We start from the raw sequence: 25,852 nt of genomic DNA, 5'->3' as shown, positions 1-25,852 counted from the left end.
CTACGACCCCGCCCGCTCGGACACGGTCACGCCGAGGCGGCCGTCCGCCAGCCGGACGGTGAGGCCCTCCCCGTCCTTGACCGCGGCCGACTCCCGCACCACCGACCCGTCCTCCCGCTGGACGATCGCGTACCCGCGCTCCAGCGTCGCGGCGGGGGAGAGGGCGAGCAGCCGGGCGCGGGTGTGCGACAGCTCGTCCCCGGCCCGGTCCAGCGCCCCGGACAGGCACCGGCGCGCCCGGTCGCGCAAGGCCGTGACCTGTTCGGACTGCCGCTCGACCTCCCGGACCGGGTCGGCCAGCGCGGGCCGCGACCGCACCGACCGCAGCCACGCAAGCTCCCGCTCCACCGCGCCGGACAGGCACCGCCGGCCCCGGTCGCGCAGCTGCCGGACGAGCTGCAGCTGCTCCCGCACGTCCGGGACGGTCTTCTTCGCCGCGTCGGTCGGGGTGGACGCGCGCACGTCCGCGACCAGGTCCAGGAGCGGGCTGTCCTGCTCATGCCCGATCGCGCTGACCACCGGGGTACGGGCCGCGGAGACCGCCCGGACGAGCGCCTCGTCGGAGAACGGCAGCAGGTCTTCCATCGCGCCCCCGCCGCGCGCGATGATGATCACATCGATCTCGGGATCGGCGTCCAGCGTGCGCAGCGCCTCCATGACCTCGCCGACCGCGTACGAGCCCTGCACCGCGGTGTTCTCCACCCGGAACGTCACCGCCGGCCACCGCCGCCGCGCGTTCTGCAGGACGTCGTGCTCGGCGTCGGAGTCGCGCCCGCAGATCAGCCCGACCTTCCCGGGCAGGAACGGCAGCGGGCGCTTGCGCTCGGGCCGGAACAGCCCCTCGGCGGCGAGCACCCGCTTGAGCCGCTCCAGGCGGGCGAGCAGCTCGCCGACGCCGACCGGCCGGATCTCCAGGACGCTGAGCGAGAACGTCCCCCGGTTGATCCAGAAGTCGGGTTTGGCGTGCACCACGACCCGGGCCCCGTCGGTCACCGCGGGACCGGCGGCCTCGAACACCGCGCGCGGGCCGACCACCCGCACCGACATGTTCGCGACCGGGTCGCGGAGCGTCATGTAGACCGTCCCGCCCCGGGCGTTGAGGTCGGTGATCTGGCCCTCGACCCAGATGCGGCCGAGCTTCCCGATCCACCCGCTCACCGCCTGCAGGACGGTGCGCACCGGGACCGGGGATTCGGCCGTGGTCTCCATCGCCATGCGGGCAGCCTACGGTGCGGACCGATGCGCGCGGGCGGGCGCCGCGCGACCAAGAGCAGGCCGGTCTCCGGATCGGCCGAGTGACACGAGGAGAGACCGTGACCGCATCCGAACGCGAGCTCGCCGAGCAGCTCAACCGGCGCCTGCGCCATGTCGTGCTGATGCTGCGGCGGGTCAGCGCCGACCAGCCGATCACCAGCCAGCAGCTGTCGGTGCTCGGCTCGCTCGAGCACGGCCCGCGCCGGATGACCGAGCTGGCCGACGAGCACGGCGTCCGGCTGCCGACCATGACGGCGCAGATCAACCGGCTCGAACGCGACGGGCTCGTCACGCGCGGCCGGGACGCCGCCGACGCCCGCGTCGTGACCGCCGGGCTCACCGAGGCGGGACGCGACCGGCTCGCCGCGGGGCGGGAGCAGCGCATCGGTTTCCTCGCCGAGCGGTTCGCGGACCTGACCAAGGAGGAGCGCGACGCGGTCGCCGCCGCGCTGCCCGCACTCGACAAGCTCCTCGGCGCACCCTGACCGGACGTCGGCCGCGCGGGCACGGGAAAGCCCCGGCGGCTTGAGTTCTAGCGGTCGCCGGGGCTTTCTCTCGGTGGCTCAGGTGTTGCCGTTGAGCTTGGCTATGCGGCGCTCGTACATGCGGATGACGTCCTCACGCCCCGCGTGCTTGCTCTCGTACTCGCGCAGGAGCTTCACCTGGTCGACGGTCAGGCCGCGGAGCCGGGCGCGCAGCTGCGGGAGCGATGCGCTGTCGTAGTCGGGGACCGGCAGGTCGGCGGCGAGGTGCTCGGCCTCGGCGGGCGCCGCGGGCTTGGTCTCCGGCTTCGGCTCGAACGCCGTCTTGCCCGCCTTGTCTGCCTTGTCTGCCTTGGCCTCGGTGGCCTTCTCGGCCTTGCGCTCCTCGGCCTTCGGCTCGGCGGGCTTCGGCTCGGCGGGCTTGGGCTCGGCGGGCTTGGCGTCGGCGGGCTTCGGGTTCGGTGCGGGCCGCGCCTGCGGCGCGGGCTCCGGCTCCGGCTCGGACGGCACCGGCTTCGGCGCGGGCCGCGCGACGGGGCCGGACTCCTCCGCCGTCCGGGCGTGGTGCCTGCCGAGGGCGCCGGGTTTGGCGGGCTTCGGCGGCTTCGACGGGCCGGGACGAGCGTGCTTCGGCGTGTGCGCGGTGGACGCGCCGGGCTTGCCGACCGAGATCTCCTCGGCGGCCGGCCGCGCCGCGGCCTGCCCGCCTCCGCTCCCGCGGGCGGGCTCCGGCCTCGGCTGGGGCTCGTCCCCGCGGACGCGCTCGACGACCCGTCCGACGACCTTCTCGGCCGTGGTCTGCACGTCCTCGCGCAGCCGCCCGATCACCGGCTTGACGCCGCCGCCCTCGGTGATCTCCTTGTAGTCCCTGGTCACCCGGTCACTGAGCAGCAGTGCCCGGCCGACGCCGAACATGGCCAGCCGGACGGCGTGCAGCGGGAGGTCCCGGACCTGCTCGCCCACCGTGTCGCGGACCTGCTCCCTGAGGCGGCGCGGCGATTTCGTCATCGGACTTTCCTCTTCCTGCCTCGTCTCGTCGAAACTCACTCTGCCCCATGGGTGCGATGGCGGTCACCCCGGGTTAGTGGATTTCTGTCCAAAAGGGCCGTGGAGTGGGTCACAGCGTGGCCACTCGTACGATAGAGCCATGACCGCCAACAGCCAGCGCCGTGTCCTGCTCGCCAAACCGCGTGGTTACTGCGCGGGCGTCGACCGGGCCGTGGAGACGGTCGAGATCGCCCTGGAGAAGTACGGGGCGCCGATCTACGTCCGCAAGCAGATCGTCCACAACGTGCACGTCGTCAAGACGCTGGAAGAGCGGGGTGCGATCTTCGTCGACGAGACCGAGGAGGTCCCCGCGGGCTCCATCGTCGTGTTCTCCGCGCACGGCGTCGCGCCCGTCGTCCACGAGGAGGCCCGGGGCCTCGACCTGCGCACCATCGACGCCACCTGCCCGCTGGTGACCAAGGTCCACAAGGAGGCCGTCCGGTTCGCCGCGCAGGACTACGACATCCTGCTGATCGGGCACGAGGGCCACGAGGAGGTCATCGGCACCACCGGCGAGGCCCCCGACCACATCCACCTCGTCGACGGCCCCGACGACGTCGCCAACGTGAAGGTCCGCGACCCGGAGAAGGTGGCGTGGCTGTCGCAGACCACACTGTCGGTGGACGAGACCATCGCCACGGTCGAGAAGCTCCGCGAGCGGTTCCCCAAGCTGATGGACCCGCCGTCCGACGACATCTGCTACGCGACGCAGAACCGGCAGGTCGCCGTGAAGGAGATGGCGGCGCAGTCGCAGCTCGTGATCGTGGTCGGGTCGACGAACTCCTCCAACTCCGTGCGGCTCGTCGAGGTCGCCAAGGAGCACGGGGCCGACGACGCCTACCTCGTCGACTACGCCGAGCACATCGACCCCGCCTGGCTGGAGGGCGTCACGACCGTCGGCGTCACGAGCGGCGCGTCCGTCCCGGACGAGCTGGTCCAGGAGGTGCTGGCCTGGCTGGCCGACCGCGGCTTCGGCGAGGCGGAGGAGGTCGAGTCCGTGCCGGAGAGCATGCGCTTCTCCCTTCCGAAGGAGCTCCGCAAGGACCTCCGCATCACGCCCGTCTGATCACCGCGGGAGCTTTGCACGGTCAGTCCACGTCGCCGTGATGGGTGCGGCGGCGCTCCTGTGTCGTGGCCGGCGACTCGTCCCAGCGGACGGGGTTCTCGTTCTCCTCCTTCTCGAAGAGCCGGACCCCGATCAGCTTGTCCTGCAGCTCCCTGACGTTCGTCATGAGGCCGCGGGCCAGGCAGATCACGACGACCAGGACCGTCCCGAAGAACAGCCACGGCGCGGTCGCCGCCAGCGCGGTGAGGAGGCCGACCGTCATGCCGCGCAGCAGCGAGCCGCTCCCGAGCGTGGTGACGAACACCACCGTCACCGTGGCGGCGAAGAACACCAGCGGCGGGCTGACGACGAGCGTGAGGAGGTCGGCGGGGCGGGTGGCGAACGCGGCGAGCGCGCAGCCGATCGCGAACCCCGCGCCGGCGAGCAGTCCCACGCCGAGCCACCGCGACAGCAGCCCGCACACCACGCCGGCGCCGAACATGACCACGATGCCGCCGCGCCCCGTCAGCGTGATCGGGCCGGCCGACCGCGACCGGGACGAGACACCGCGCTGCCGACTCACTGGACCCCCTGGGGCCGGCGAGGCGCCGCCGGGCGCGTCGCGTACCGTCGATGAAGTCATCGCCACCTCTTTCGCCGATCACTCGGCTCGGGGATGGCCCGCCCGCCGAAACCTACCGCCTCCGCGGCCGGGTCCGGCTGAGACCCTTCCTCCTCGGGGAGATGGCCGCCGGCGCCGAAGGGTTCGTCGTACGCGGTCAGCTCGGCCGCGGAGAGCGCGCGGGGGCTCTCTTCGACGGGGTTCGGGCCGTCCAGCCCGTCGTCGACGACGCCCAGCTCGTTCAGCTTGCGCGCGCTGACGAGCACGCGCGTCTCCAGGGAACCGACCGTCCGGTTGTAGGACTTGATGGCACCGGTCAGCGCGCGGCCCAGCTCGTCGACGTGCTGCCCCATCGTGCCCAGCCGCTCGTACAGTTCCTTGCCCAGGTCGAAGACGGCGCGGGCGTTGCGCGACAGGGCGGCCTGCTGCCACGCGTAGGACGCCGTCCGCAGCATCGTGATGAGCGTGGTCGGCGTGGCGATGTGCACCCGGCGGCGCATCGCGTACTCCAGCAGCCCGGGGTCGCGGTCGAGCGCCGGCGCGAGGAACGCCTCGCCGGGGATGAAGAGGACGACGAACTCGGGCGAGGGGCTGAACGCCTGCCAGTACGACTTGGCCGCCAGACGGTCGACGTGGTCGCGGAGATGCCGCGCGTGCGCGTCCAGGCGCACCGGGTCGCCGCTCTCCGCGGCCTGGAGGTACGCGGCCAGCGAGACCTTCGAGTCGACCACGATGTTCTTGCCGCCCACCAGCCGCACCACCATGTCGGGACGCACCGTCCCGTCCACCGTGGCGGACGTGGCCTGCTCGTCGAAGTCGCAGTGGTGCGCCATCCCGGCCAGCTCCACGACGCGGCGCAGTTGCAGCTCGCCCCAGCGTCCCCTGGCCTCGGGACGCTGCAGCGCGCGGACGAGCGACTGCGTCTCGCGGCGCAGCTGGTCGGAGCTCTGCCGGACGAAGTCGACCTGCTTGGCGAGCATCGCGTGCGACTCGCGGCGGCCCGTCTCCACCTCGCGGAGCTGCTCCTCGACCTTGGCGAGCGTCTCCTTGAGCGGCGCGACGAGGTGCTCGACCGCCTGCTGCCGCCGCTGCAGCTCTCCGGCCGCCTCGATCCCGGCCGCCTTGAGCCGGGCGTCCGCCAGCTCCAGGAACCGCTGGTTGCTGGCGTCGAGCGCCTTCGCGGACAGGTTCTCGAAGTGCTCGGCCATCCGCTCCTCGGCGTAGGCGAGCTTCTCCTCGGCCGCCCGCGCCCGCGCGATCAGCGCGCCCTGCCGGCTCGTCGCGAGCGCGTATCCGGCGACGGCGCCGAAGACGGCGCCGACGAGGAGTCCGGCGAACAGCGCGAGGTCCATCCGTTCATCGTGACAGCGCGGCGCCGATCGGCGACCGCGACGCGCCGGGCCGCCCCGCGTCACGGGCATTTGGCCCACTGTTCACCAACGGGAGGCCCACCGGAGGTTCCGGGCAGCCCGAGGGGTGCGCCGGCGCCCATAAACTTGACGGCCGTGAGCCTCTCCATCGGAATCGTCGGGCTGCCCAACGTCGGCAAGTCCACGCTGTTCAACGCGCTGACCAAGAACGACGCGCTGGCCGCCAACTACCCGTTCGCGACCATCGAGCCCAACGTCGGCGTGGTCGGCGTGCCCGACCCGCGGCTGGCCGTGCTGGCGGAGATCTTCGGCTCGCAGAAGATCATCCCGGCGACGATGGAGTTCGTCGACATCGCCGGGATCGTCAAGGGCGCGTCCGAGGGGCAGGGGCTCGGCAACAAGTTCCTCGCCAACATCCGGGAGACCAACGCGATCTGCCAGGTCATCCGGGCGTTCGAGGACCCGGACGTCACGCACGTCGACGGCGACGTGGCCCCGTCCCGCGACATCGAGACGATCAACACCGAGCTGATCCTGGCCGACCTCCAGACGATCGAGAGGGCGCTGCCGCGCCTCGACAAGGAGGCGCGCACCAAGAAGGACAAGGAAAAGCTCGCCGTCGTCGACGCCGTCAACGCCGCGCAGAAGCTTCTGGACGACGGCGTCACCCTGTTCGCGGGGGCCGAGAAGGCCGGAATCGACCTGGCGCTCCTGCGCGAGCTGCACCTGCTCACCGCCAAGCCGTTCCTCTACGTCTTCAACCTCGACGAGAGCGAGCTGACCGACGAGGCCCTGCGCGCGCGCTTGAGCGACATGGTCGCGCCCGCCGAGGCGATCTTCCTGGACGCCAAGATCGAGGCGGAGCTGATCGAGCTGCCCGACGACGAGGCCCTCGAACTGCTCCAGGGCATGGGGCAGGACGAGCCGGGCCTGTCGCAGCTCGTCAGGATCGGCTTCGGCACCCTCGGCCTGCAGACCTACCTGACGGCCGGGCCGAAGGAGGCGCGGGCCTGGACGATCCGCAAGGGCGCCACCGCGCCGGAGGCCGCGGGCGTCATCCACACCGACTTCCAGCGCGGCTTCATCAAGGCCGAGATCGTCTCGTACGACGACCTGACCGCCGCCGGTTCCATGGCCGCCGCCCGCACCGCCGGCAAGGTCCGCATGGAGGGCAAGGACTACGTCATGCAGGACGGCGACGTCGTGGAGTTCCGCTTCAACGTCTGACGCGGGCCGCCGGTGGGCGTGTCGTGTGTGATTTTGGCGACAGCGGGGCCGAACGAGGCTCGTGTGGCCACTGAGCTGGCGTTTTGTAGTGATATGTCGCGATTGCGCCACTTTGCCGGAGTATTTCGGGAACAGATTGCGGTCGCCGTCGCCAGCCGGTAACCAAGCAACTTCCGAGTCGCCGCGCTTGTCCGGTACCTGGACCTGCGCACTGTTCGGAGCCTTGGATAGGGGATCGTCACCGTTTGGCAATCTTCCCTGTTCCTGCTGAGGTGGATTGCATTATCCACAACCGCGTGCCGGGGCTGTGCTTGGCTGGGATGCGCTGGAACAATTGACGCCCGTGGTTACCCTGGGCCCGAGGTGGGTTCAGAAAGGACCACCGGACCAAGACCAGGAACACAGGACCGCGCCGACCGGGGGCGAGGCGCGAGCGGAGGCAGGATGGCTCGCAGGTCGGCCGTGGGACGCGGCCGTGACACCGCCGTAGTCGACGAGACGGCGGCGCCCGGCCGGGCGCTCGGTTCGTCCGCCGACCCGTGGGACCTGCCCGAGCGGGGACGGTCCGGCGGCGGGCGCGGCGGCACGCGAGGCGGCCGCTGGGGCGGCTCCGGCGGGCGCTGGTGGGTCTGGGTCGGGCGCGCCGTGCTCTGGGCGCTCATCATCGTCATCCTCGTCAACGGCGTCCGCGCCCCGTTCGAGCGCTTCACCGCCGACGAGACCTCCGGCGGGGCGCCGGCCGCGTCCAAGCCCGCGAAGAACGCGGGATTCCCGTCCAGCGCCGCGGGCGCGTTCGCGCTCCAGTTCGCGAACGTCTATCTCAACTTCGACCAGAAGAGCGCCCCCGCCCGCGAGGCGCAAATGCGGACCTTCCTGCCCGACGGCGCCGACGCCCAATTCGGCTGGAACGGCGTCGGGAAGATGCAGGTTCAGTGAACCCTTTTCAGCGTGATGTGGTCTCGCGGAGTTGCAGAGTGTGGATGGCTTTGGCGAGGCGCCCGGCGCGGTGGGGGCAGCAGCGCAGCTGCCGCAAGATTCTCCATGACTTGAGCTGGGCGTTCGCGCGTTCGCCGGGCCCGCGGAGCTTGGCGTGTGCGCGGTTGGCGTCCTTTTGCGGCTCGGGCTTGTCGCGTCCCTTGTAGGGCGTGAGGATGTGCGCGCCGGCGCCCTGGTACGCCTTATCGGCCAGCACCAGCAGCCCGGTGGCCGCCAGCGCCCGGATGACACCCCAGATCCGGGCCGCCGCCAAGTCGTGGACCGAGCCGCGCAGCGGTCCCGACACCCACACCAGAGCCCCGTCCGGTGCGGCAATGACCTGGAGGTTCATGCCATGGCGGCGATGCTTTCCCGAGTAATACGGCCGGTCGGCGGCGACCCGGTCGATCGAGATCAAGGTTCCATCCAGCACCAGGTACGGCAGGCCGGTATTAACCGCTCCGGCCAGCGCAGGGCCGAGTTTGGGCGCGCGGGCGGCCAACATGTCGACGGTCTCGTTGACGTAGCGCCACGCGGTAGTGGTGGAGACGGCGAATCCGGCGCCCAGTTCGGCGTAGGTCTCGCCTTTGCGCAGGTAGACCAAGGTCATCAAGGCCTGCATGCCCGGTGGCAGGACGCGGCCTTTGCTGCCGATGGCCTGGCGGTGGCGGCGGACCACTCCGGTGGCGTAGGCCAGGGTCCGGCGCGACAACGGCAGCGAAGCACGGTACAAAAGCATGTAGAGCCTCTGGTGGGGACGGGGGTTGTGAGAGATCAACCGTCCTACCAGGGGCTTCTTGACGTTCGGCACCGCCCACGCCGTCCGCGATCATGCTGTGATCAGCACACACGGAACTGCCGCTGAAAAAGGCTCAGTCCGTGCAGGTCGCCGGAGTGGACGCCCGCGACGCCAACAACGCGACCGTGACGCTCCTCGCCCGGACGGCCGACAGATGGCTCCGCCTCGCCGTTCCCGTGTACGCCGACAAGAGCGGCTCACTGGTCGTGTCCGCACGCCCCGCCCTGCTTCCCCCGCCCACCAAGGCGCAGCTTCCCCAGGGCGGGGTCCAGGACCGCGACACCGCCCTCGAAACCGAACTCCAGCCCTTCCTCGGCACCTTCTTCCAGGAGTACGCCCGGGGGAACCAGGAGGCCCTGTCCCGCTTCTCCAACGGGACGACCATCGCGGGCCTCGCCAACTCCGTCACCTTCGTGCAGGTCAAGGAGGTCGTCGCGCCCAAGGGACCGGGCGGCGAGCGGACCGTCACCGCGACCGTGGTGTGGCAGCCGGCCGGAGGAGGCGGCGGCGAACTGGAGCAGAGCTACCAGCTCGCCATGGTCAAGAAGGGCGCCACCTGGCTCGTCCAGGACATTCGCGGCACCACGGAACCGAACGCGTCATGAGAGGCCGCGATTTGAAAACCAACACCCCCAGCGAGTCCGCCGACCTAGGAAGGTAGCCAGTCGATGCTGCACCACATCATGGCGTCGATTCCGCACGAACTTCTGGCGGCGCCCGACGACGAACTGAAAACCGACCAGCTCGCCGACTGGCTCCGCCAGATATTCGGCCCGCTGTTCCTTGTGATCGTCTCCATTGTCGCGATCTTCTTCCTGTTCACCCGAGAAATCACGCGTTTCGTCCAATTCATCGTGCTGGCGATAGGAATCGGGGTGGTCTTCTACGTGCCGAACATCATCGAGACCACGGCCAAGGCGATAGCCAAGGCCCTCGGCGTGGACGTCTCCTGACCTCGCCCGGAGGTCGGCAGGCGGCACGGCGCTCGCGCAGTTAGGGGAGTAGGGGCGTGGATCTACCCACGTACACGAACATCTGGCGCATCGAGAAGCGGCTCTACAAGCTGTACGACCTGCGGCTGCCCATGCCGCTGCCGCTGGTCCAGATCGGCGTGTTCCTCGGTGTGTTCGTGCCCTGGATCGTGCTGCTCAGAGTCGTCGGGATCCCCTTCGAGTCACCCTGGCACGTCCTGTACATCGTCCCGCCGGGCGTGCTGACCTGGATGGCGACCCGCCCCGTCATCGAGGGAAAGCGGCTCACCGAACTGCTGCTCTCCCAGAGCCGCTACCTCTCCGAACCCCGCACGTGGTGCCGCCTCACCCCGATCCGCGAACCCCGCGAGGTCGTCATCGTGGCCCGCGTGTGGCGCCGCGCCGAGGCCCCCGCCCCGGCCGCCGCGATGGAACGTGCCGCGATCAAGTCCCGCCGCCGCCGCGCCCGGGACCCCGAGCCCGTCCCCATCGCCCCGCCCGCCGCCGCGCCCGCCCCGGTCGTACCGCGCCCCGCGGCCGCCGCCGCGCCCCCGTCCCTGGTGGAGTACGCCGCGCAGCGCGAACCGGCCGTGCCCCCCAAGGCCTGGCGCCGCACCACCCGCGACATCTCCCACGAGGACGACGTCCTCCCCGTCGCCGCCGAGATCGAGCACCCCCCGGCCACCCCGCAGCTGGAGGCGCCCCCGCCGGCGGCCCCCGGCTCCGGCAAGCGCGCCTTCGCCTCCGGCGTCCGCCGTCCGGGAGCGCCCGCCGAGGTCTGGCAGGCCGAGGCACCCCCCGACACCCGTCCCGACATCCCCGTCCCGCAGCCCGCCCCGAGCGTCCGCTGGGTGACCCCCGCCGAGGAGACGTTCAACGGCGAGCCCGGAGACAAGAAGGTCGCGGGCCACCGAGCCACTCACCGCGACACCCCGTCCACCCCGCGCCCCCACGCGACCCGCCCCGACATCCCCATGGTCCCCGGCGCCTTCGGCGCCCACTCCCGGCAACAACCCGCCCACGCCCAGGAGCCCGAGCAGCCGCAAGGACGCCCGCCTGTGCCGAGTGCTGAGACGGTGTGGCCTCCGAGGCCCGCGCCGGAGCAGGAGCAGGCCGCGAGCCCGGGTGGTGAGCCGGAGGCTCAGCCTGCGCATGCGGGCGGCGAGGAGACGCGCCCGTCTGCTCGTCCCACGCGTCCTGAGCAGCAGGTGGTTCGCGCGCAGGAGCAGCCCGAGCGCCCTGAAGAGCAGCGTGAGCGTGCTCAGGAGCAGTCTGCGCAGGAGCCTTCCGCGAGCCCGAGCGAGGAGGCGCGGTCTGGCGGCGAGGCGGAGAGGCCGGAGGACGAGGGTGCGCGTTCGGGTGCTGGGGAGACCCGCCCGTCTGCTCGTCCTACGCGGCCCGAGCAGCAGGTGGCTCGGGCGCAGGAGCAGCAGGGGGTTCTGCGGGAGCCTCCGCGGCCCTGGTCCAAGGGGCTTTCCAAGCCGTTGCGGCCCGCGGTCACGGACAACCTCATGTGGCCCCCGGTCCCCGATGCGGGGGCTCCGGCCGCGCAGGGGACGCCGGTCCAGCCTCCGGCCCCGCCGCCGGTGGAGGAGGAGGCGCCGCCGCGCGAGGTGCGGTCCCAGCCCGCTTCGCCCGTCCGGCCGCGGCCGTTGCCGCCGCCTCCGGCGCCGCCGCCGTCCGGGCCAGCCATCACGCCGCCGGGGCCCGAGCACGAGGTCACCAGCGGCGGGCTGCGGCGGCTCATCCACGCCGTCGGCGGCGGACACGGCGAGATCGACGCCGAGTTCCAGCAGCGGATCCAGCAGCCGTTCCACGGGACGCGGCACGTCGTGGTGCTCGGGTGCACCGGGGGCGCGGGGCAGACCGTCACGGCGCTGATGCTCGGGCACACGTTCGCCCAGCACAACGGCGAGCCCGTCGTGGCGATCGACGTGAATCCGGGTCCCGGTGCGCTGGCGCGGCGGACGCGCAGCGACACCAACGAGACGCTGACGGGGCTCATCACGCGCGCCGACCAGGTCAACAGCCTCACGGCGATGCGGCGGTACACCTCGCAGGCCAAGTCGGGGCTCGACGTGATCGCGGCCGGGAAGAACCCGCTGCAGGCGCTGGACGACCGCGACTACGCGCTGGCCATCCGCACGCTCGACCGGTTCTACTCGGTGACGATGCTGGACGCGGCGGCGGCCGTGGTCGCGCGCGTCCTGCCGTACGCGGACCAGATCGTGCTGGTCGCGCCGGCCAGCGCCGACGCGCCGCGCGCGGTCGCGATGACGTTCGAGTGGCTGGACGGCCACGGGTACGAGGAGCTGCGCTCGCGCGCCGTGACCGTCATCAACGGGGTGAGCCGCCGCAGCATGGACGACGTCGAGCAGGCCGAGGCCGTGGCGCGGGGGCGTTGCCGGGCGCTGGTGCGCATCCCGTGGGATGATCACCTGAGCATGGACCGCGCGCCGCGCAACGAGCTGAAGTCGTTGCGCACGCCGACGCGGCGTGCCTATCTTGCCCTCGCCGGCGTCGTGGCCGGCGGCTTCACCGTCATGCCCGAGCGTTACCAGGAGCTTCAGCAGGAGCAGGAGGCCACCCGATGAGCGCCCCTCGCGGGCACCTAGCGGAGAGCACGGCGAGCCGGGCATTCCTGGCGGACACGCTTGACGTTCATGACCGTCCGGATGGTCAACACTCTCCCGGACAACCCTGCGCGGCCCTCCGTACGCCGGGAGAATCAGGGGCCGGAAGGAGGGCGGCATGAGCAAGTCGAGCCGGTTGGCCGTGCGGTACTTCGACGACCGCGTGCTGCTCACCGACGCCGCCGCCTGGGCGTACTTCCGGCTGCCCACCGTGTCGTACGAGTTCACGACGGGCGAGGAGCGCGAGGCGCTCGCCACCAACATCACCATCGCGCTCGCGGGCATCCGGATGCAGGACGCCGAGGTGCACCTGCGGATCGCGCACCGGACGTACCCGGCCGCCGAGTGGGCGCTGGCCCTGGACCGGACGTCCGACGGCGGCCCCGGGTGGCGGGAGTACCTGGAGGAGACCTACGCGCACGTGTGGGCCAAGGACTTCTGGACCAAGGAGGTCTACCTCGGGGTCCGGCTCGGCCCGCGCGGCATGGGCGCGCACCTGTCGGGCGGTGTCCTGTCGCAGCTGATGGGGTTCTACAAGAAGAGCGAGAACGTCCTCGGCGTGCACGACGACGCGATCGACAAGAAGGAGATCGGGCGCTGGACGGAGCAGGCCGAGCGGATCGGGCGCGCGCTCGGCGGGTCCGCGCTCTACGCGCGGCACGCCACGTCCACCGAGGTGGCGTGGCTGTTCCAGCACGCGGTGACGGGGTCGCTCGCCGACCCGCCGCCGTCGGCCGTCCCGCGCAGGACGTGGGGGAAGGGCGAGATCGAGTCGCTGGTGGAGGGCGCCATCCACAACGGGCGCTCGTACCTGCGGGTCGAGCAGCCGAACTTCACGGGTGCGGGCGGCGGCGCCACGGCCACGTCCTATGTCGCGTACCTGTCGTTCGCCCGGTTCCCCGACATGATGCCGTTCCCCGACGGGGAGCCCTGGTTCCACTACTCGGACGCGCTTCCGTTCCCTGTGGAGATCAGCGCGCGGATGAAGCTGATCCCGCCGGCGAAGGCGTCCAAGGACGTCTCGCGGAAGCTGGCGCACGCCCGCGACATGGACCAGCACATCCGGGAGGCGGGCGCGGAGGCGCCGATCGCGCTGGCCGAGCAGATCGACGCGGCCCGGATGCTGGAGCACGGCATCACCAAGGAGCGGCTGCCGTTCGTGTACGGGTGGCACCGGCTGATCGTGTCCGCGCCGACGGAGGAGCTGCTCGCGCAGCGGGTGGACGCGGTCGTCGAGCACTACCGCGACATCGGCATCGACGTCGTCAACTCGACCGGCGACCAGTTCTCGCTGTTCCTGGAGTCGCTGCCCGGCGACCAGATCCGGCTGAACGCCTACGCGCAGCGCCAGCCGCTGCGGACGATCGCGGGCGGCATGCCGATCGCGACCGTCGACCTCGGGGACCGTCCGGACGATGAGGCCGAGGGGTGGATCGGCCCGTACATCGGCGAGACGCTCGGCCGGGCCCGGTCCATCGTGCACTTCGACCCGCTCGTCGCGGCGGCCCGGAACCGCCCGACCGCCGTGGCGATCACCGGCGAGCCCGGCGGCGGCAAGACCACGCTCGCGCTGCTGCTGATCTACCAGATGGCGCTGCGCGGGGTCACCGTCGCGGCGATCGACCCCAAGGGCGACGCCGAGTCCCTGGTGGAGCTGCTGAAGGCGCGGGGCCGCAAGGCGCGGATCCTGCCGCTCGGGTCGGCGGCGCCCGGCCTGCTCGACCCGTTCTCGTTCGGCGACGACCTCGCCACGATGAAGACGATGGCGACCGAGACGCTGCGGCTGCTGCTGCCGCGGATGTCGGAGGAGCGCGAGTCCGCGATGATCCAGGCGGTCGGCGCGGTCGCCAACGGGGAGCGGCCGTCGCTCGGACGCGTCGTCGACCATCTGGAGGCGGCGGAGGATCCCGCGTCCAAGAACCTAGGCGCGGTGCTGCGCTCCATGTCGGAGATGCGGCTCGCGCGGCTGTGCTTCGACCCGTCCGGCGGCGAGCGCATCGACACCGCCGGGTGGACGACGGTCTTCACGCTCGGCGGGCTCACCCTGCCGGACGTCACCATCTCGCGGGAGGACTACTCCTACGAGCAGCGCCTGTCGGTGGCGCTGATGTACCTGGTGTCGCAGTTCGCGCGGCGCCTCATGCACGGCCTCGACCGGCGGCTCCCCAAGGCCATCTTCCTGGACGAGGCGTGGGCGATCACCTCGACGCCCGAGGGCGCGAAGCTGGTGCCGGAGGTGTCCCGGATGGGGCGCTCCCGCAACACCGCGCTGATCCTGGTCTCCCAGAACGCGGGCGACCTGCTGAACGAACAGGTGACGAACTGCCTGTCATCGGTGTTCTCGTTCCGCTCCACCGAGCGGGTCGAGGTCGGCAACGTCATGTCGCTCCTCGGGGTGGAGGCGTCCGACGAGCACAAGGCCGTGCTGCGCAACCTCGGCAACGGCGAATGCATCTTCCGTGACCTCGACGGCCGTGCGGGGCGCATCGGCGTCGACCTGATCTCCGAGGAACTGCAGCGTTGGCTGGACACCAACCCGACCCGGTCCCGTCCGGGCACGTCCGAACTGACCGCAGCGGGGGCCGAGGTCGAGGAGGTCGGCCGATGAGGGGTACCCGCGACCGGATGGCACGCCTGCAGCGCTCGCCCGGCGAGGGGCTCGACCCGGGCGTGCTCGACCGTCCGCACCGCCGGGTCCGCCGCCGCCGGCCGCGGACCCGCCGCTCGGTGCTGCTGCTGGTCTTCATGGCGCTGTTCATGGTGGGGCCGCTGGCGCCCGCGTCCGCGTCGATCCCGAATCCGGGCCTCCCGACGCCGAACGACGCGTGCCGCCCGGCGGACAACCCGCCGCCCGAGCAGTACGGCTCGGGGACGGACGGCATGATCAAGCCGCCCGACTATCCGGACGAGAAGCTGCAGAAGTCCAAGCCGGAGCAGCTGACCTACTACGACCGGTACGGCATGGCGGGGCAGAGCTGGTACGCGGTCGACATGGGCTGCTCGGACGCGATGTCGCTGATGGGCAACGCGCTCGCCAACACCACGTTCACCGTCGTCCGGGCGATCGACCGGACGACGATCAGCGTCTACCAGGCGGCTGCGTCGGAGTCCCTGCTGGGCTGGCTGAAGGACACCGTCGACGGTGTCATCACCAACATGGGCAAGACGTTCAACGCGCGCTACTGGTCGTGGGTGGTCATCCTCGGCGCGATGTGGCTCGCCTGGTGGGGCCTCGTCCGCAAGCGGGCCAGCAAGGTCACCGAGGGCGTGGTCTGGATGGTCGCCGCGATGGTCGGGCTGGTCTGGCTGATCGCGCGGCCCGCGGACTTCACCACCCTCGGGACGAAGGTGTCCGAGGCGACCAGCGCCGCGTTCAACGCGGCGCTGCCCCACAGCGACACCAAGGGCGGGACGTGCATTCCCGTCCCGAACGGCAGACCCGATCCGGCGGTGTCGCAGAAGCTCGACTCGACGACCTCCAACGCGAACGCGCTGTGGGTGGCGCTGGTCTGCAAGCCGTGGCTGCAGGGTGAGTTCGGCACCACCGACCCCAACGCGAAGGTCGTGAAGGAGAACGCCGACAAGCTGCTGTGGTCGCAGGCGGTCGACCTTCCGGAGACGTACGGCCAGAACGAGGTCGACCTGGGGAAGAAGGCCGACGCCTACAAGGACGTCACCAAGAACATCAAGGACAACCATCCGGAGACGTATTCGCTGTTCCAGGGCAAGAACTGGCAGAACCGGCTGGCGGTCGCGTTCGGCGCTCTCTTCGCGGCACTGGTCGCGGGGCTGCTCATCATGGTCATCGCGACCGCGCTGATCGTCGTGAAGATCGCGTTCCTGCTGCTGCTCGTCGCGGGTCCGATCTTCCTCGGCATCGGGATACATCCCGGCATCGGGCGGGTCATCGCCGTCCGATGGCTCGAACTGCTGCTGTCCATGCTGCTGAAACAGGCGGCGCTGATCGGTGTGCTCTCGCTGCTGCTGTGGGCGTACAGCCTGATCCTCGGCGAGACGCTGCCGTGGGGCCTGCAGATCCTGCTCATCGCGCTGGTGACCTTCGCGGCGTTCGTGTACCGCAAGCCGTTCCAGCACCTGTTCTCCGCCGTCGGCTACTCGGCGGTCGGGTCGCGGGAGAAGAGCGAGGCGGAGCTCAACAAGTCGGTCGCGCAGGCGCGCAAGAACACGATCAACACGATTCCGGGCGCGAACGCGTACCAGATGCTCCGCAGGACGGAGAAGGACGCGGTCCCGATCGCCGCCGGGACGCAGGGCGGCGTAGGCACCGCGGCGGCGGCCGACCGGCTCGGCAACGGGGCGGGCGAGGACCAGTCGCCGGAGGACGCGCCGGTGCTGGCCGCGCGGCCCCGGGGCGGCGCCGCGGCGGCGCAGCAGGGGCGGTCCCGGCGGGGCGCCCCGCCCTTGAACCTGCCGTCCCGGGCGGGCGTGTCCGGCGACCGCCGGTCCGACGGCACGGCGGCGGCCACCCGGCCCGGCGGCGTCACGGTCGCGAAGGGCGGCGACGCGGGCGGTGAGCCCGGCGGAGGCAAGCCGTCCGGCGGCACGGGCTCCGGCAAGGGCACCGTCCGCCCGACCTCCTGGACCGGACGCGGCGGAAACGGCGGCGGCGTCACCGGCGGAGGCGGTGGCGGTGGCGGCGGCAACGGTGGCTCCGGCGGTGGCGGCGGCTGGTTCACCGGCGGCGGGCGCTCGTCCGGCTCCTCCGGCGGCCGCGGATCCGCGGGCGGCGGCGGCAACGGCGGCTCCGGCGGCTCCGGTGGCGGCAATGGCGGCGGCTCCGGTGGTGGCGGGTCCGCGCCGAACGTCCCCCGGCAGCGCGGCGTGTTCGGCGGCTCCGGAGGTTCCGGAGGCGCGCCGTCGCGTCCCGAGCCCGGCGCCCGGCGCACGCCCCCGCCGCTGTGGGGCCGCGGCGGTTCGCAGGACGGCCCGCCGATCCCGTTCTGGCTGCGCCCGGTCGATCGTCCGTCCGGTGAGCCGGAACGGGACGAGTGATGAACCTGACCGACCGCCGGCGCAAGCTCCTGTTCGCGGGACTCGTCGTCGTGCTCGCCGCCGTCGGCGTCTACCTGACGGTCGCGGCGCCCGAGCCCGACGAGGAGCCGGAGGCCCGCCCGTCCGCGACGGCCGGCCCGTCGGGCCCGGCATCGCCCCCGCCGGGCATCCAGAACACCGTCGACCCCGGCGACTTCGACATCTACCGGCTCCTGCCGTTCTCCCGGCAGGAGTTCGCCACGGCCGCCGAGATGGCGCAGCGGTTCGTCGCCGCCTACGGGACGTACCGCTACGACGAGACCCCCGAGATCTTCCTGAGCCGCCTGTCCGGCCTGGCCACCGAAGACCTGGAGGAGCGGCTCGCGCAGGGTGCGGCGACGCCCGGGATCCTGGAGGAGCGCCGCCGTGAGCAGCTCGTCGCGCGGGGGTCGGCGTCGCTCGACCAGGTCCGCAACATCGAGGACAACTCGCTCATCTTCCTCGTGACGGGCACGCAGCAGGTCACCAAAGGCGGCAAGACGAGCACCGACAAGGAGCAGTACGCGGTGACGGTGGCGCGCGACGGCGGCTCGCTCAAGGTGTACGCCTTCGCGCCCGCCGACGCCGGCCAGGCGGGTGACACCGGATGAGCCCCCGCCGGATACTGCTCGGCGGCGCCCTCGGCGTCGCCGTGGCGATGTTCGTCGCGCTGGTGTCCGTCCCGATCCTGTTCTCCGGAAGCCAGTACCTCTTCGGCGGAGGGCTCGACGGCAACTGCGTGGACACCGCGGGCGCGGGCGCGCAGCCCGCGGCGGCGAACGACGCGAAGGCCGTCCCCTCGAACTTCCTGAGCCTCTACCAGGACGCCGGCAAGAAGTACGGCATCCCGTGGAACGTGCTGGCCGGCATCGGCAAGGTCGAGACCGACCACGGCAGGTCGACGCTCCCGGGCGTCGGCAGCGGGGAGAACTACGCGGGCGCGGGCGGTCCCATGCAGTTCCTCGCCGCGACGTTCAAGGAGTTCGGGGTCGACGGCAACCGGGACGGCAAGAAGGACCGCTACGACCCGGCGGACGCGATCCCGTCGGCCGCCGCCTACCTCAAGCACAACGGCGCCCCGCAGCGGATGAAGACCGCGATCTTCCAGTACAACCACTCGTGGGACTACGTGGACCTCGTCCTCGACTGGGCGAAGCGGTACGTCGGCGGCGACTTCAAGGTCGTCCAGGCGAACGGCATCAACTGCGAGGACAACGACCTTCCGGCGAACGTCGGCGGGATCGTCCAGCAGATCATCAAGTTCGCGATGGCGCAGCGCGGGAAGCCGTACGTGTTCGGCGCGAACGGGCCGGACGCGTGGGACTGCTCCAGCCTCATCCAGGCCGCGTATCGGCAGGTCGGGCTGAACATCCCGCGCACGACGTTCCAGCAGTGGCCGTTCGGCGTGAAGGTCGGCAAGGGCAAGGAGCAGCCCGGTGACCTGGTGTTCTTCGACTCGGGACCGGGCACGTCGGCGAACAACCCCGGCCATGTCGGCATGGTCATCGGGAACGGCAAGATGATCGTGGCGAGCTGCTCGACGTGCGTGCCGGCGATCGGCGTGAAGTCCTACAAGCGGTCCGACTGGGTCGGGGTGACCCGCCCGCTGGCGCGGCCCGACTTCAAGAAGAAGGTCTCCGAGCTGGCCGTGCGGCAGCCGGGCGGCTGACCGGGTTCACCGGAACCGGCGCTTGCCGACGACCAGCAGGATCTCGCGCAGCGCGTCGGCGGCGTCCCGGACGTCCTGCGGCGGCACCCCGGCCATGGCCTCCTCGTGCGCCGCGCCGGACGCGGCGAGGCCCTGCTCGGTGACGCGCAGCCCCTCGTCCGTGAGCTGGACGAACCGGCTGCGGGCGTCCCCGGCGTTGGCCTCGCGCTCCACGAGCCCGGCCTTCTGGAGCCGCTGGAGGACGTTGCTCGTCCCGCCCGAGGTGAGGAACGCCGACCGGGTGAGCTCGCTCGGCCGCAGCCGGTACGGCTCGCCCTCCCGGCGCAGCACGGTCAGCACCTCGAACTCGGCGTAGGTGAGGCCGAGCTCGGCGAGCGGCCCCCGCAGCGCCTGCTGCACCAGCGTGGCGATGCGCCCGGCGCGCTTGCCGAGCTCCAGCATCGCGATGAGCGGCTCGGTCAGCCCGTCCCGCCGCCACGTCTCGGCCACCGCGTCGATGTCGTCCCTGCGCGCGCCCTCATCCACCTGCACGCACCAAGACTACCGACACCCAATTGCTTTTGAAAAAGCTAAGCCATAAGCTTTCACACATGACATCACTCCTCATCACGAACGGCCTCGTCATCGACACCGCGCCCGCCCCCACCGTCCTGGGCACCGCCGACGTGCTCATCGAGGACGGCCGCATCGCCGCGGTCGGCCCAGAACTGGCCACCCCCGCCGGCACCGAGACGATCGACGCCACCGGCCGCATCGTCATGCCGGGCTTCGTCGACACGCACCGCCACACCTGGCAGGCGGCGCTCCGCGCGATCCTCCCCGACGGCTCGCTCCCCGCCTACCTGGCCCGCGTCCTCGGCGAGCTGGCGCCCCGCTACCGCCCGGACGACGTCTACGCCGGGACGCTCGCCGGCGCGCTCGAATGCCTGGACTCCGGCATCACGACGCTGGTCGACTGGTCGCACATCCAGCTCGGCCCCGCCCACACGGACGCGAACATCGCCGCACTGCGCGCGTCCGGCATCAGGGCGGTGTTCGGCTACTGCTACGGCGGCGACGGCGACCTCGACGCCGAGACCCGGCGCGTCCACCGGGAGTACTCCGGCGGGATGGCAATGGCGCTGGCGGCGCTGGGCCCCGAGATCGCAGGCGAGGAGCGCGCACTCGCCGAATGGCGGACGGCCCGCGACCTCGGCCTGCCGGTCACCGTGCACATGGGCCACAGCGCCGAGGGCGCCGCACACGGGCTGGCGTTCCTCGAAGACAACAAACTGATCGAACACCCCACGACCTACGTGCACGCCAACTTCTACACGGACGACGACTTCAAGCGCATCGCCGGAAACAACGGGACCGTGTCCGTCTCTCCCGCGATCGAGGCCGCCCTGGACATCGGCCAGGCCCCCACGGGCCGAGCCCGGACCGCCGGCGTCCCGACGGGCCTCAGCGCGGACACGGTCATCTCGGGCCCCGGCGACATGTTCAGCCTGATGCGGACCGCCTACGTCCTGGAGCGCGGACGCCCGGACGGCGCCGGCCTGGGCTTCACCACCGCCGACGCCCTGCGAATGGCCACCATCGAGGGCGCCGAAGTGGCGGGGCTCGCAGACGTCACAGGATCGATGACGCCGGGCAAGCAAGCCGACCTCCTCATCCTCCGCACCGACACGCCGGGCATGGCGGCGGCCCACGACCCCGTCGCCGCCGTCGTCCTCTCGGCGGACACCCGCAGCGTCGACACCGTCCTCGTCGGCGGCCGCGTCGTCAAGCGCGGGGGAGCACTGCTGAACCAGGACGTCCCGTCCCTCCTGACCTCCCTGGAGGACTCGGCGGAGCGCCTGACACAGGGACCCCACCCCGAATAATGCGGCGGGAATCTCAACGGCACATGGCATGCTGAGCGGCGTGGACCCCGAAATCACGATCCGCGTCGCCGACGAACTGCTGATGTTCCTGCCCGCCGCCCGGCGGCAGGCCGTGCGCCGGGTCGCCCATGACGGGACGTCGACGCTGGGGCACGTCGTCGAGTCGCTCGGCGTCCCGCTGCCCGAGGCCGGCCCGATGACGGTCGACGGCGAGCCGGCGGACCCCGCCGCCCGGCCCCCCGCCGGCGCCGAGGTGACGGTCGCCGCGGTGCCCCGTCCCCAGCCCGTCCCGCTGGAGCCGGACCAGGCCGCCCCCCGCTTCCTCCTCGACGTCCACCTGGGCACCCTGGCCCGCCGCATGCGCCTGCTCGGCCTCGACACCGCCTACCACAACGACATGGACGACCCGGCGCTGGTCGTCCAGGCCAACGAGGAGCGCCGCGTCCTCCTCACCCAGGACCGCGGCCTGCTCCGCCGCCGCGCCCTGTGGTTCGGCGCCTACGTCCGCGGCTCCCGCCCCGACGACCAGCTCCGCGACCTCCTCGACCGCTTCGCCCCCGCCCTGTCCCCCTGGACCCGCTGCACCGCCTGTAACGGCGAACTCGTCCCGGTCGACAAGCAGGAGGTCGAACGCCACCTGCGGGACGGAACGCGCCGCAGCTACGACGTCTACGGCCGCTGCGCCGACTGCGGGCAGGTCTACTGGCGCGGGGCGCACGGCGACCACCTGGAGGAGATCGTCCGGGAGTCCACACGGCTGGTCGGCGGGGCCGCCGTCACCGAACGGTAGCGAGAGGAGCTGGTCCCAATAGACCTCGTGGTCGTCGGCGCCGCGATCATTTCGGATGGGCGGCTGCTGAGCGCGCAGCGGTCCGAGCCCCCGCACATGGCGGGCGGCTGGGAGCTGCCGGGCGGAAAGGTCGACCCGGGCGAGTCCGACGAGGACGCCCTGGTCCGCGAATGCCATGAGGAACTCGCCGTCAAGGTGAGCCTGGGCCGCCGCATCGGCGGCGACTGGCGCCTGAGCGAACGCAGCGTCCTGCGCGTCTGGACCGCCAGGATCACCGAGGGCGAACCCCGCCCCCTGGAGCACCTGGCCCTCCGCTGGCTGACCCCGCCCGAGCTCTACGACGTCCCCTGGCTCCCAGGCGACCGCCCAGTAATAGAAGCCCTAGCCGCCCAGGGCTTGACCCCCTAACCCCCCCAGCAAAGCAAGAACAAGCTCGCGCAGCGAGCCGCAAGGCGAGCCGAAGCGATCGAAATCACCCGCACTAGCGTGACCACCGGCACCCACTACTGCCCCAACCTCAGCCCTCACAGCAACCATGCGACAACCTGGGGGCCGCGATCGCGTCCGAAGGCAGGGGCGAGCGAAGCGAGAACCTGATCGCGCAGCGAGCCGCTAGGCGAGCCGGAGCGATGCCAGCGATCGCCCGCTTTTATCGACGATGGAGGGCCGCCAGGCCCGAAGGAGGAGAAAAAAGCAAAAAAATACAGTACAGGGACCTCCCACCGCGCCGCGGGAGGTCCCTGTAGGTCAGGAGATGCGGTTGGCGCCCGCGTAGTCGGAGCGGTCCGACATGTTGGAGATCTTCACCACATCGCCGGTCTGCGGGGCGTGCAGGTACTTGCCGCCGCCGAGGTAGATGCCCATGTGGTGGAGGTTGCTGCCGAAGTACACGAGGTCGCCGGAGCGCAGGGCGCCGCGCGAGACCTTGGTGCCGAGGCCGAAGAGGTCGCCGGTGTAGTGGGGGAGCCCGGACTTGCCGACCTGGGCGTAGGCCCAGACGACGAGGCCGGAGCAGTCGAAGCTGTTGGGGCCGGCGGCGGCCCACACGTAGGGGCTGCCGAGCTTGGTGAGGGCCTTGCGGGCCATCTTCGCGGGGAGCCCGGAGCCCTTCACGGTGGCGGTGAGGCCGCTGCGGGGGTCGCGGACGTGCGTGGTGGTCAGCTTGTCGAGGCGCTTCATCACCTCGGCGACCTTGGTCTTGGCCGCCGCGCGGGCCTTCTTGGCGTCCTCCCAGGCCTTCCTGACCTGCGCGGTCCTGGCCTCGGCGGTGCGCTGGGCGGCGTCGGCCTGGTCGATCTGCTTCTTCAGCGCGAGGACGGCGGTGGCCTGGTTCTGCGCGAGGTAGGCGCGGTCGGAGAGGCCTTCCGCCGAGCCGCCGGCGCCGAAGATGACGTCGGGGCCGCCGGCCATGTAGTTCGCGGCGGCCATCCGCCCGAGCTGCTGGCGGGCGGGTTCGGCGAGGGCGCGCAGGCGTCGCGCCTCCTGGGCGGCGGCCTGCTCGGCCTTGCGCGCCTTGCCGAAGTCGACGCGGGTCTTGTTGTACTTCTCGGTGAGGATCTCGGCTTCTTCGTTCAGCGCGTCGAGGCTCTTGCGCAGGCCCTTCTCCGTCGTCGGCGTCGGGCTCGGTGCGCTCGGCGCGGCGGCGAGCCGGAAGGGCTGCGCGGCGTGGGCGGTGACGGGCGCGGCCGCGCCGAGTCCGATCAGGAGCAGGGTGGCGGCGGTGGCGGGCGTGATGCGCCGCCACCTGCGGGGATCCGGTGCCAAGCCGGTGTTCTCCTCTCCTCGTACGCCTACCGGGTTAGCTGACGGGTTCGGGCCAGGAGTCGCCCTACGACGCGTGCGTCGATTCACCCCAGGGACCTGGGTCCCCGGTTCTCCCGTGCCGGGAGATTCGGCGTCCCGGCCGCAGTCCCGGGGGGTGGGACTCCTGACGACCGGATCTCGGGCAGATTACAAAGGATGAGCAAAGTTGGCCAATCGGGGCTCGTGGTGCCGGTGGTGCGAGCGGCTCGTGGTGGGTGGTACGCACGGCCAAGTAGAATGGGTTCGCCGCGTGTCGGCGGCCACTCCCGAACTCTCACGCAAGGCGAACCCGCATGCCCATCTCCACGCGCGACGACCTCCGGAACGTCGCGATCGTCGCCCACGTCGACCATGGCAAGACGACGCTGGTCGACGCCATGCTCTGGCAGTCCGGGGCCTTCCGCGAGAACCAGGACGTCGACGACCGTGTCATGGACTCCAACGACCTGGAGCGCGAGAAGGGGATCACCATCCTCGCGAAGAACACGGCGGTGAAGCACAACGGGCTGACGATCAACATCATCGACACCCCCGGCCACGCCGACTTCGGCGGCGAGGTCGAGCGCGGGCTGTCCATGGTGGACGGCGTCGTCCTGCTGGTGGACGCCAGCGAGGGCCCGCTCCCGCAGACCCGGTTCGTGCTGCGCAAGGCGCTCGCCGCGCGGCTGCCGGTGATCCTGGTCGTGAACAAGACCGACCGCCCCGACGCCCGCATCGCCGAGGTCGTGGACGAGACGTACGAGCTGTTCATGGACCTCGACGCCGACGAGGACCAGATCGACTTCCCGATCGTGTACGCGTCGGGGCGCGCCGGGCGGGCGTCGCTGGAGCAGCCCGCCGACGGCGCCATGCCGGACTCGGGCGACCTGGAGCCGCTGTTCAAGGTCATCACCGAGACGATCCCGGCGCCGGCCTACGACCCGGACGCGCCGCTGCAGGCGCACGTGACGAACCTGGACGCCTCCAGCTACCTCGGCCGGATCGCGCTGTGCCGGGTGCACGCCGGCACGATCAAGAAGGGCCAGCAGGTCGCGTGGTGCCGGCACGACGGCAGCATCGAGCGGGTGAAGATCACCGAGCTGCTGATGACCGACGCGCTCGCCCGCAAGCCGGCCGAGGCGGCCGGTCCCGGCGACATCATCGCGATCGCCGGCATCCCGGAGATCATGATCGGCGACACCATCGCCGACCCGGACGACCCGCGCCCGCTGCCGCTGATCACGGTGGACGAGCCGGCGATCTCCATGACGATCGGCACCAACACCGGGCCGATGGCCGGGCGCGAGAAGGGCACCAAGGTCACCGCCCGGATGGTCAAGGACCGGCTGGACCGCGAGCTCGTCGGCAACGTGTCGATCCGGGTGCTGCCGACCGAGCGTCCGGACGCGTGGGAGGTGCAGGGCCGCGGGGAGCTGGCCCTGGCGATCCTCGTCGAGAACATGCGCCGCGAGGGCTACGAGCTGACCGTCGGGAAGCCGCAGGTCGTGGCGAAGACCATCGACGGGAGGAAGCACGAGCCGGTCGAGCGCCTCACCGTCGACATCCCCGAGGAGCACCTCGGCGCGGTCACGCAGCTGATGGCGGTCCGAAAGGGCCGCATGGAGCACATGACGAACCACGGCACCGGCTGGGTCCGGATGGAGTTCCTCGTCCCGGCCCGCGGCCTGATCGGGTTCCGCACCGAGTTCATGACCGAGACGCGCGGCACCGGCATGGCGCACCACGTGTTCGAGGACTACGAGCCGTGGTTCGGCGAGCTGCGCACCCGCCCGTCCGGGTCGCTGGTCGCCGACCGGACCGGCGCCGCGACCGCGTACGCGATCACGAACCTGCAGGAGCGCGGCACGTTCTTCGTGGGGCCGACCACCGAGGTGTACGAGGGCATGATCGTCGGGGAGAACTCCCGCTCCGACGACATGGACGTCAACATCACCAAGGAGAAGAAGCTCACGAACATGCGGTCGTCCACCGGCGACGAGCTGGAGCGCCTGACCCCGCCGCGGCACCTGTCGCTGGAGGAGGCGCTGGAGTTCTGCCGCGAGGACGAGTGCGTGGAGGTCACCCCGACGGCCGTCCGGCTGCGCAAGGTCGTGCTGGACGCCAAGGAGCGCGAGCGCACCCGCGCCCGCACCAAGCGGGCCGGCTGACCTAGAGACCAGGCGTTACGGCGGACCGACGTTCCGGCTGTCCGCGGCGGACCGAGCTTTCCGGCCGACCGAACGCCGAAGGGGCGGGGGCCGTCTGGTACCGGACGGCCCCCGTTCGCGTG

The 25,852-nt window shown here is 71.6% G+C and carries 22 protein-coding genes and 1 riboswitch; of the genes, 15 read left to right on the top strand and 7 right to left on the bottom strand.

The genetic code is table 11. The annotated features are described in order from the left end of the window. A complete protein-coding gene (gene xseA, locus K8Z49_RS19360; RefSeq protein ID WP_412520149.1) occupies nt 1-1,215 on the bottom strand; it encodes an exodeoxyribonuclease VII large subunit in 1,215 nt (404 codons plus the stop codon). A 98-nt stretch (nt 1,216-1,313) separates the two neighbouring features. On the opposite strand from xseA, the gene K8Z49_RS19355 reads away from it, so the two are divergent. Then, complete coding sequence (locus tag K8Z49_RS19355) at nt 1,314-1,739, top strand: MarR family winged helix-turn-helix transcriptional regulator (protein ID WP_021595361.1); 426 nt, start codon at nt 1,314-1,316, stop codon at nt 1,737-1,739. Nucleotides 1,740-1,817: 78 nt separating this feature from the next. Here K8Z49_RS19355 and K8Z49_RS19350 read toward each other — a convergent pair whose 3' ends face one another. After that, nucleotides 1,818-2,744, bottom strand: coding sequence for a hypothetical protein (locus tag K8Z49_RS19350; RefSeq protein ID WP_412520147.1), 927 nt, complete (start codon nt 2,742-2,744; stop codon nt 1,818-1,820). A gap of 139 nt (nt 2,745-2,883) precedes the next feature. On the opposite strand from K8Z49_RS19350, the gene K8Z49_RS19345 reads away from it, so the two are divergent. Continuing rightward, a complete protein-coding gene (locus K8Z49_RS19345) occupies nt 2,884-3,849 on the top strand; it encodes a 4-hydroxy-3-methylbut-2-enyl diphosphate reductase (protein ID WP_021595359.1) in 966 nt (321 codons plus the stop codon). 22 nt (nt 3,850-3,871) lie between these two features. Here the strand turns inward: K8Z49_RS19345 and K8Z49_RS19340 are convergent, their stop codons facing one another. Both K8Z49_RS19340 and rmuC read right to left on the bottom strand, forming a co-directional pair. Beyond that, nucleotides 3,872-4,411, bottom strand: a complete 540-nt coding sequence (locus K8Z49_RS19340) for a DUF6542 domain-containing protein (protein ID WP_021595358.1) — start codon at nt 4,409-4,411, stop codon at nt 3,872-3,874. A 56-nt stretch (nt 4,412-4,467) separates the two neighbouring features. Beyond that, nucleotides 4,468-5,802, bottom strand: coding sequence for a DNA recombination protein RmuC (rmuC, locus tag K8Z49_RS19335; protein ID WP_075020876.1), 1,335 nt, complete (start codon nt 5,800-5,802; stop codon nt 4,468-4,470). A 153-nt stretch (nt 5,803-5,955) separates the two neighbouring features. Here rmuC and ychF point away from each other — a divergent pair, with 153 nt between their 5' ends. After that, a complete protein-coding gene (gene ychF / locus K8Z49_RS19330) occupies nt 5,956-7,047 on the top strand; it encodes a redox-regulated ATPase YchF (RefSeq protein ID WP_021595356.1) in 1,092 nt (363 codons plus the stop codon). A 444-nt stretch (nt 7,048-7,491) separates the two neighbouring features. Beyond that, nucleotides 7,492-7,983 (top strand): hypothetical protein, encoded by a 492-nt coding sequence (locus K8Z49_RS19325; RefSeq protein ID WP_412520143.1) that lies wholly within the window; start codon nt 7,492-7,494, stop codon nt 7,981-7,983. A 7-nt stretch (nt 7,984-7,990) separates the two neighbouring features. On the opposite strand, the gene K8Z49_RS19320 is transcribed toward K8Z49_RS19325, so the two are convergent. Continuing rightward, nucleotides 7,991-8,761 (bottom strand): transposase family protein, encoded by a 771-nt coding sequence (locus K8Z49_RS19320; protein WP_412518540.1) that lies wholly within the window; start codon nt 8,759-8,761, stop codon nt 7,991-7,993. 140 nt (nt 8,762-8,901) lie between these two features. Here K8Z49_RS19320 and K8Z49_RS19315 point away from each other — a divergent pair, with 140 nt between their 5' ends. From K8Z49_RS19315 to K8Z49_RS19285, 7 genes are all read left to right on the top strand, one after another. After that, entirely contained in the window at nt 8,902-9,426 is a 525-nt protein-coding gene (locus K8Z49_RS19315) for a conjugal transfer protein (protein WP_412520141.1), read from the top strand. A 63-nt stretch (nt 9,427-9,489) separates the two neighbouring features. After that, a complete protein-coding gene (locus K8Z49_RS19310) occupies nt 9,490-9,774 on the top strand; it encodes a hypothetical protein (RefSeq protein WP_021600158.1) in 285 nt (94 codons plus the stop codon). Between the two features lie 56 nt (nt 9,775-9,830). After that, complete coding sequence (locus K8Z49_RS19305) at nt 9,831-12,386, top strand: TcpE family conjugal transfer membrane protein (RefSeq protein ID WP_412520139.1); 2,556 nt, start codon at nt 9,831-9,833, stop codon at nt 12,384-12,386. A gap of 157 nt (nt 12,387-12,543) precedes the next feature. After that, complete coding sequence (locus K8Z49_RS19300; RefSeq protein ID WP_021599590.1) at nt 12,544-15,033, top strand: ATP-binding protein; 2,490 nt, start codon at nt 12,544-12,546, stop codon at nt 15,031-15,033. After that, nucleotides 15,030-17,438: a type IV secretion system protein gene (locus K8Z49_RS19295; RefSeq protein WP_412520137.1), complete on the top strand. Its 2,409-nt coding sequence runs from the start codon at nt 15,030-15,032 to the stop codon at nt 17,436-17,438. The genes K8Z49_RS19300 and K8Z49_RS19295 overlap by 4 nt, the downstream gene beginning before the upstream one ends. Further along, nucleotides 17,438-18,067, top strand: coding sequence for a hypothetical protein (locus K8Z49_RS19290; protein WP_412520135.1), 630 nt, complete (start codon nt 17,438-17,440; stop codon nt 18,065-18,067). Before K8Z49_RS19295 ends, K8Z49_RS19290 begins: the two co-directional genes overlap by 1 nt. After that, on the top strand, nt 18,064-19,125 hold the full coding sequence (locus K8Z49_RS19285; protein ID WP_021598488.1) for an NlpC/P60 family protein: 1,062 nt from the start codon (nt 18,064-18,066) through the stop codon (nt 19,123-19,125). The genes K8Z49_RS19290 and K8Z49_RS19285 overlap by 4 nt, the downstream gene beginning before the upstream one ends. A gap of 6 nt (nt 19,126-19,131) precedes the next feature. On the opposite strand, the gene K8Z49_RS19280 is transcribed toward K8Z49_RS19285, so the two are convergent. Further along, nucleotides 19,132-19,656 (bottom strand): MarR family winged helix-turn-helix transcriptional regulator, encoded by a 525-nt coding sequence (locus K8Z49_RS19280; protein ID WP_143118375.1) that lies wholly within the window; start codon nt 19,654-19,656, stop codon nt 19,132-19,134. Between the two features lie 59 nt (nt 19,657-19,715). On the opposite strand from K8Z49_RS19280, the gene K8Z49_RS19275 reads away from it, so the two are divergent. Genes K8Z49_RS19275 through K8Z49_RS19265 form a run of 3 tightly spaced genes read left to right on the top strand, consistent with a single transcriptional unit; the run spans nt 19,716 to nt 22,188 of the window. After that, nucleotides 19,716-20,990: an amidohydrolase family protein gene (locus K8Z49_RS19275; protein WP_412520133.1), complete on the top strand. Its 1,275-nt coding sequence runs from the start codon at nt 19,716-19,718 to the stop codon at nt 20,988-20,990. A gap of 28 nt (nt 20,991-21,018) precedes the next feature. Then, nucleotides 21,019-21,780: a Mut7-C RNAse domain-containing protein gene (locus K8Z49_RS19270; RefSeq protein ID WP_412520131.1), complete on the top strand. Its 762-nt coding sequence runs from the start codon at nt 21,019-21,021 to the stop codon at nt 21,778-21,780. 18 nt (nt 21,781-21,798) lie between these two features. Continuing rightward, nucleotides 21,799-22,188 (top strand): (deoxy)nucleoside triphosphate pyrophosphohydrolase, encoded by a 390-nt coding sequence (locus K8Z49_RS19265; RefSeq protein ID WP_075020880.1) that lies wholly within the window; start codon nt 21,799-21,801, stop codon nt 22,186-22,188. Nucleotides 22,189-22,527: 339 nt separating this feature from the next. On the opposite strand, the gene K8Z49_RS19260 is transcribed toward K8Z49_RS19265, so the two are convergent. After that, on the bottom strand, nt 22,528-23,544 hold the full coding sequence (locus K8Z49_RS19260) for an NlpC/P60 family protein (RefSeq protein WP_021598481.1): 1,017 nt from the start codon (nt 23,542-23,544) through the stop codon (nt 22,528-22,530). A 7-nt stretch (nt 23,545-23,551) separates the two neighbouring features. Next, nucleotides 23,552-23,687, bottom strand: a riboswitch (cyclic di-AMP (ydaO/yuaA leader). Nucleotides 23,688-23,876: 189 nt separating this feature from the next. On the opposite strand from K8Z49_RS19260, the gene typA reads away from it, so the two are divergent. Next, nucleotides 23,877-25,730 carry a translational GTPase TypA gene (gene typA / locus K8Z49_RS19255; RefSeq protein ID WP_021598480.1) on the top strand — a complete coding sequence of 618 codons (1,854 nt, stop codon included), beginning with the start codon at nt 23,877-23,879 and terminating at the stop codon, nt 25,728-25,730. Nucleotides 25,731-25,852: the final 122 nt, after the last annotated feature.

Origin of the sequence: Actinomadura madurae (assembly GCF_047130825.1) — a bacterium.
GTDB classification, from domain to species: domain Bacteria; phylum Actinomycetota; class Actinomycetes; order Streptosporangiales; family Streptosporangiaceae; genus Spirillospora; species Spirillospora madurae.
Note: the sequence above shows the minus strand (reverse complement) of the source record. Positions and strands in the feature narration are given on the sequence as shown.

Coding starts and splice junctions, on each gene's coding strand:
- K8Z49_RS19270 (WP_412520131.1), top strand. CDS start 21,019: ATGCTGAGCGGCGTGGACCCCGAAATCACGATCCGCGTCGCCGACGAA.
- K8Z49_RS19285 (WP_021598488.1), top strand. CDS start 18,064: ATGAGCCCCCGCCGGATACTGCTCGGCGGCGCCCTCGGCGTCGCCGTG.
- K8Z49_RS19350 (WP_412520147.1), bottom strand. CDS start 2,744: ATGACGAAATCGCCGCGCCGCCTCAGGGAGCAGGTCCGCGACACGGTG.
- typA (WP_021598480.1), top strand. CDS start 23,877: ATGCCCATCTCCACGCGCGACGACCTCCGGAACGTCGCGATCGTCGCC.
- K8Z49_RS19345 (WP_021595359.1), top strand. CDS start 2,884: ATGACCGCCAACAGCCAGCGCCGTGTCCTGCTCGCCAAACCGCGTGGT.
- K8Z49_RS19300 (WP_021599590.1), top strand. CDS start 12,544: ATGAGCAAGTCGAGCCGGTTGGCCGTGCGGTACTTCGACGACCGCGTG.
- K8Z49_RS19320 (WP_412518540.1), bottom strand. CDS start 8,761: ATGCTTTTGTACCGTGCTTCGCTGCCGTTGTCGCGCCGGACCCTGGCC.
- K8Z49_RS19290 (WP_412520135.1), top strand. CDS start 17,438: ATGAACCTGACCGACCGCCGGCGCAAGCTCCTGTTCGCGGGACTCGTC.
- K8Z49_RS19295 (WP_412520137.1), top strand. CDS start 15,030: ATGAGGGGTACCCGCGACCGGATGGCACGCCTGCAGCGCTCGCCCGGC.
- xseA (WP_412520149.1), bottom strand. CDS start 1,215: ATGGCGATGGAGACCACGGCCGAATCCCCGGTCCCGGTGCGCACCGTC.
- rmuC (WP_075020876.1), bottom strand. CDS start 5,802: ATGGACCTCGCGCTGTTCGCCGGACTCCTCGTCGGCGCCGTCTTCGGC.
- K8Z49_RS19275 (WP_412520133.1), top strand. CDS start 19,716: ATGACATCACTCCTCATCACGAACGGCCTCGTCATCGACACCGCGCCC.
- K8Z49_RS19325 (WP_412520143.1), top strand. CDS start 7,492: ATGGCTCGCAGGTCGGCCGTGGGACGCGGCCGTGACACCGCCGTAGTC.
- K8Z49_RS19310 (WP_021600158.1), top strand. CDS start 9,490: ATGCTGCACCACATCATGGCGTCGATTCCGCACGAACTTCTGGCGGCG.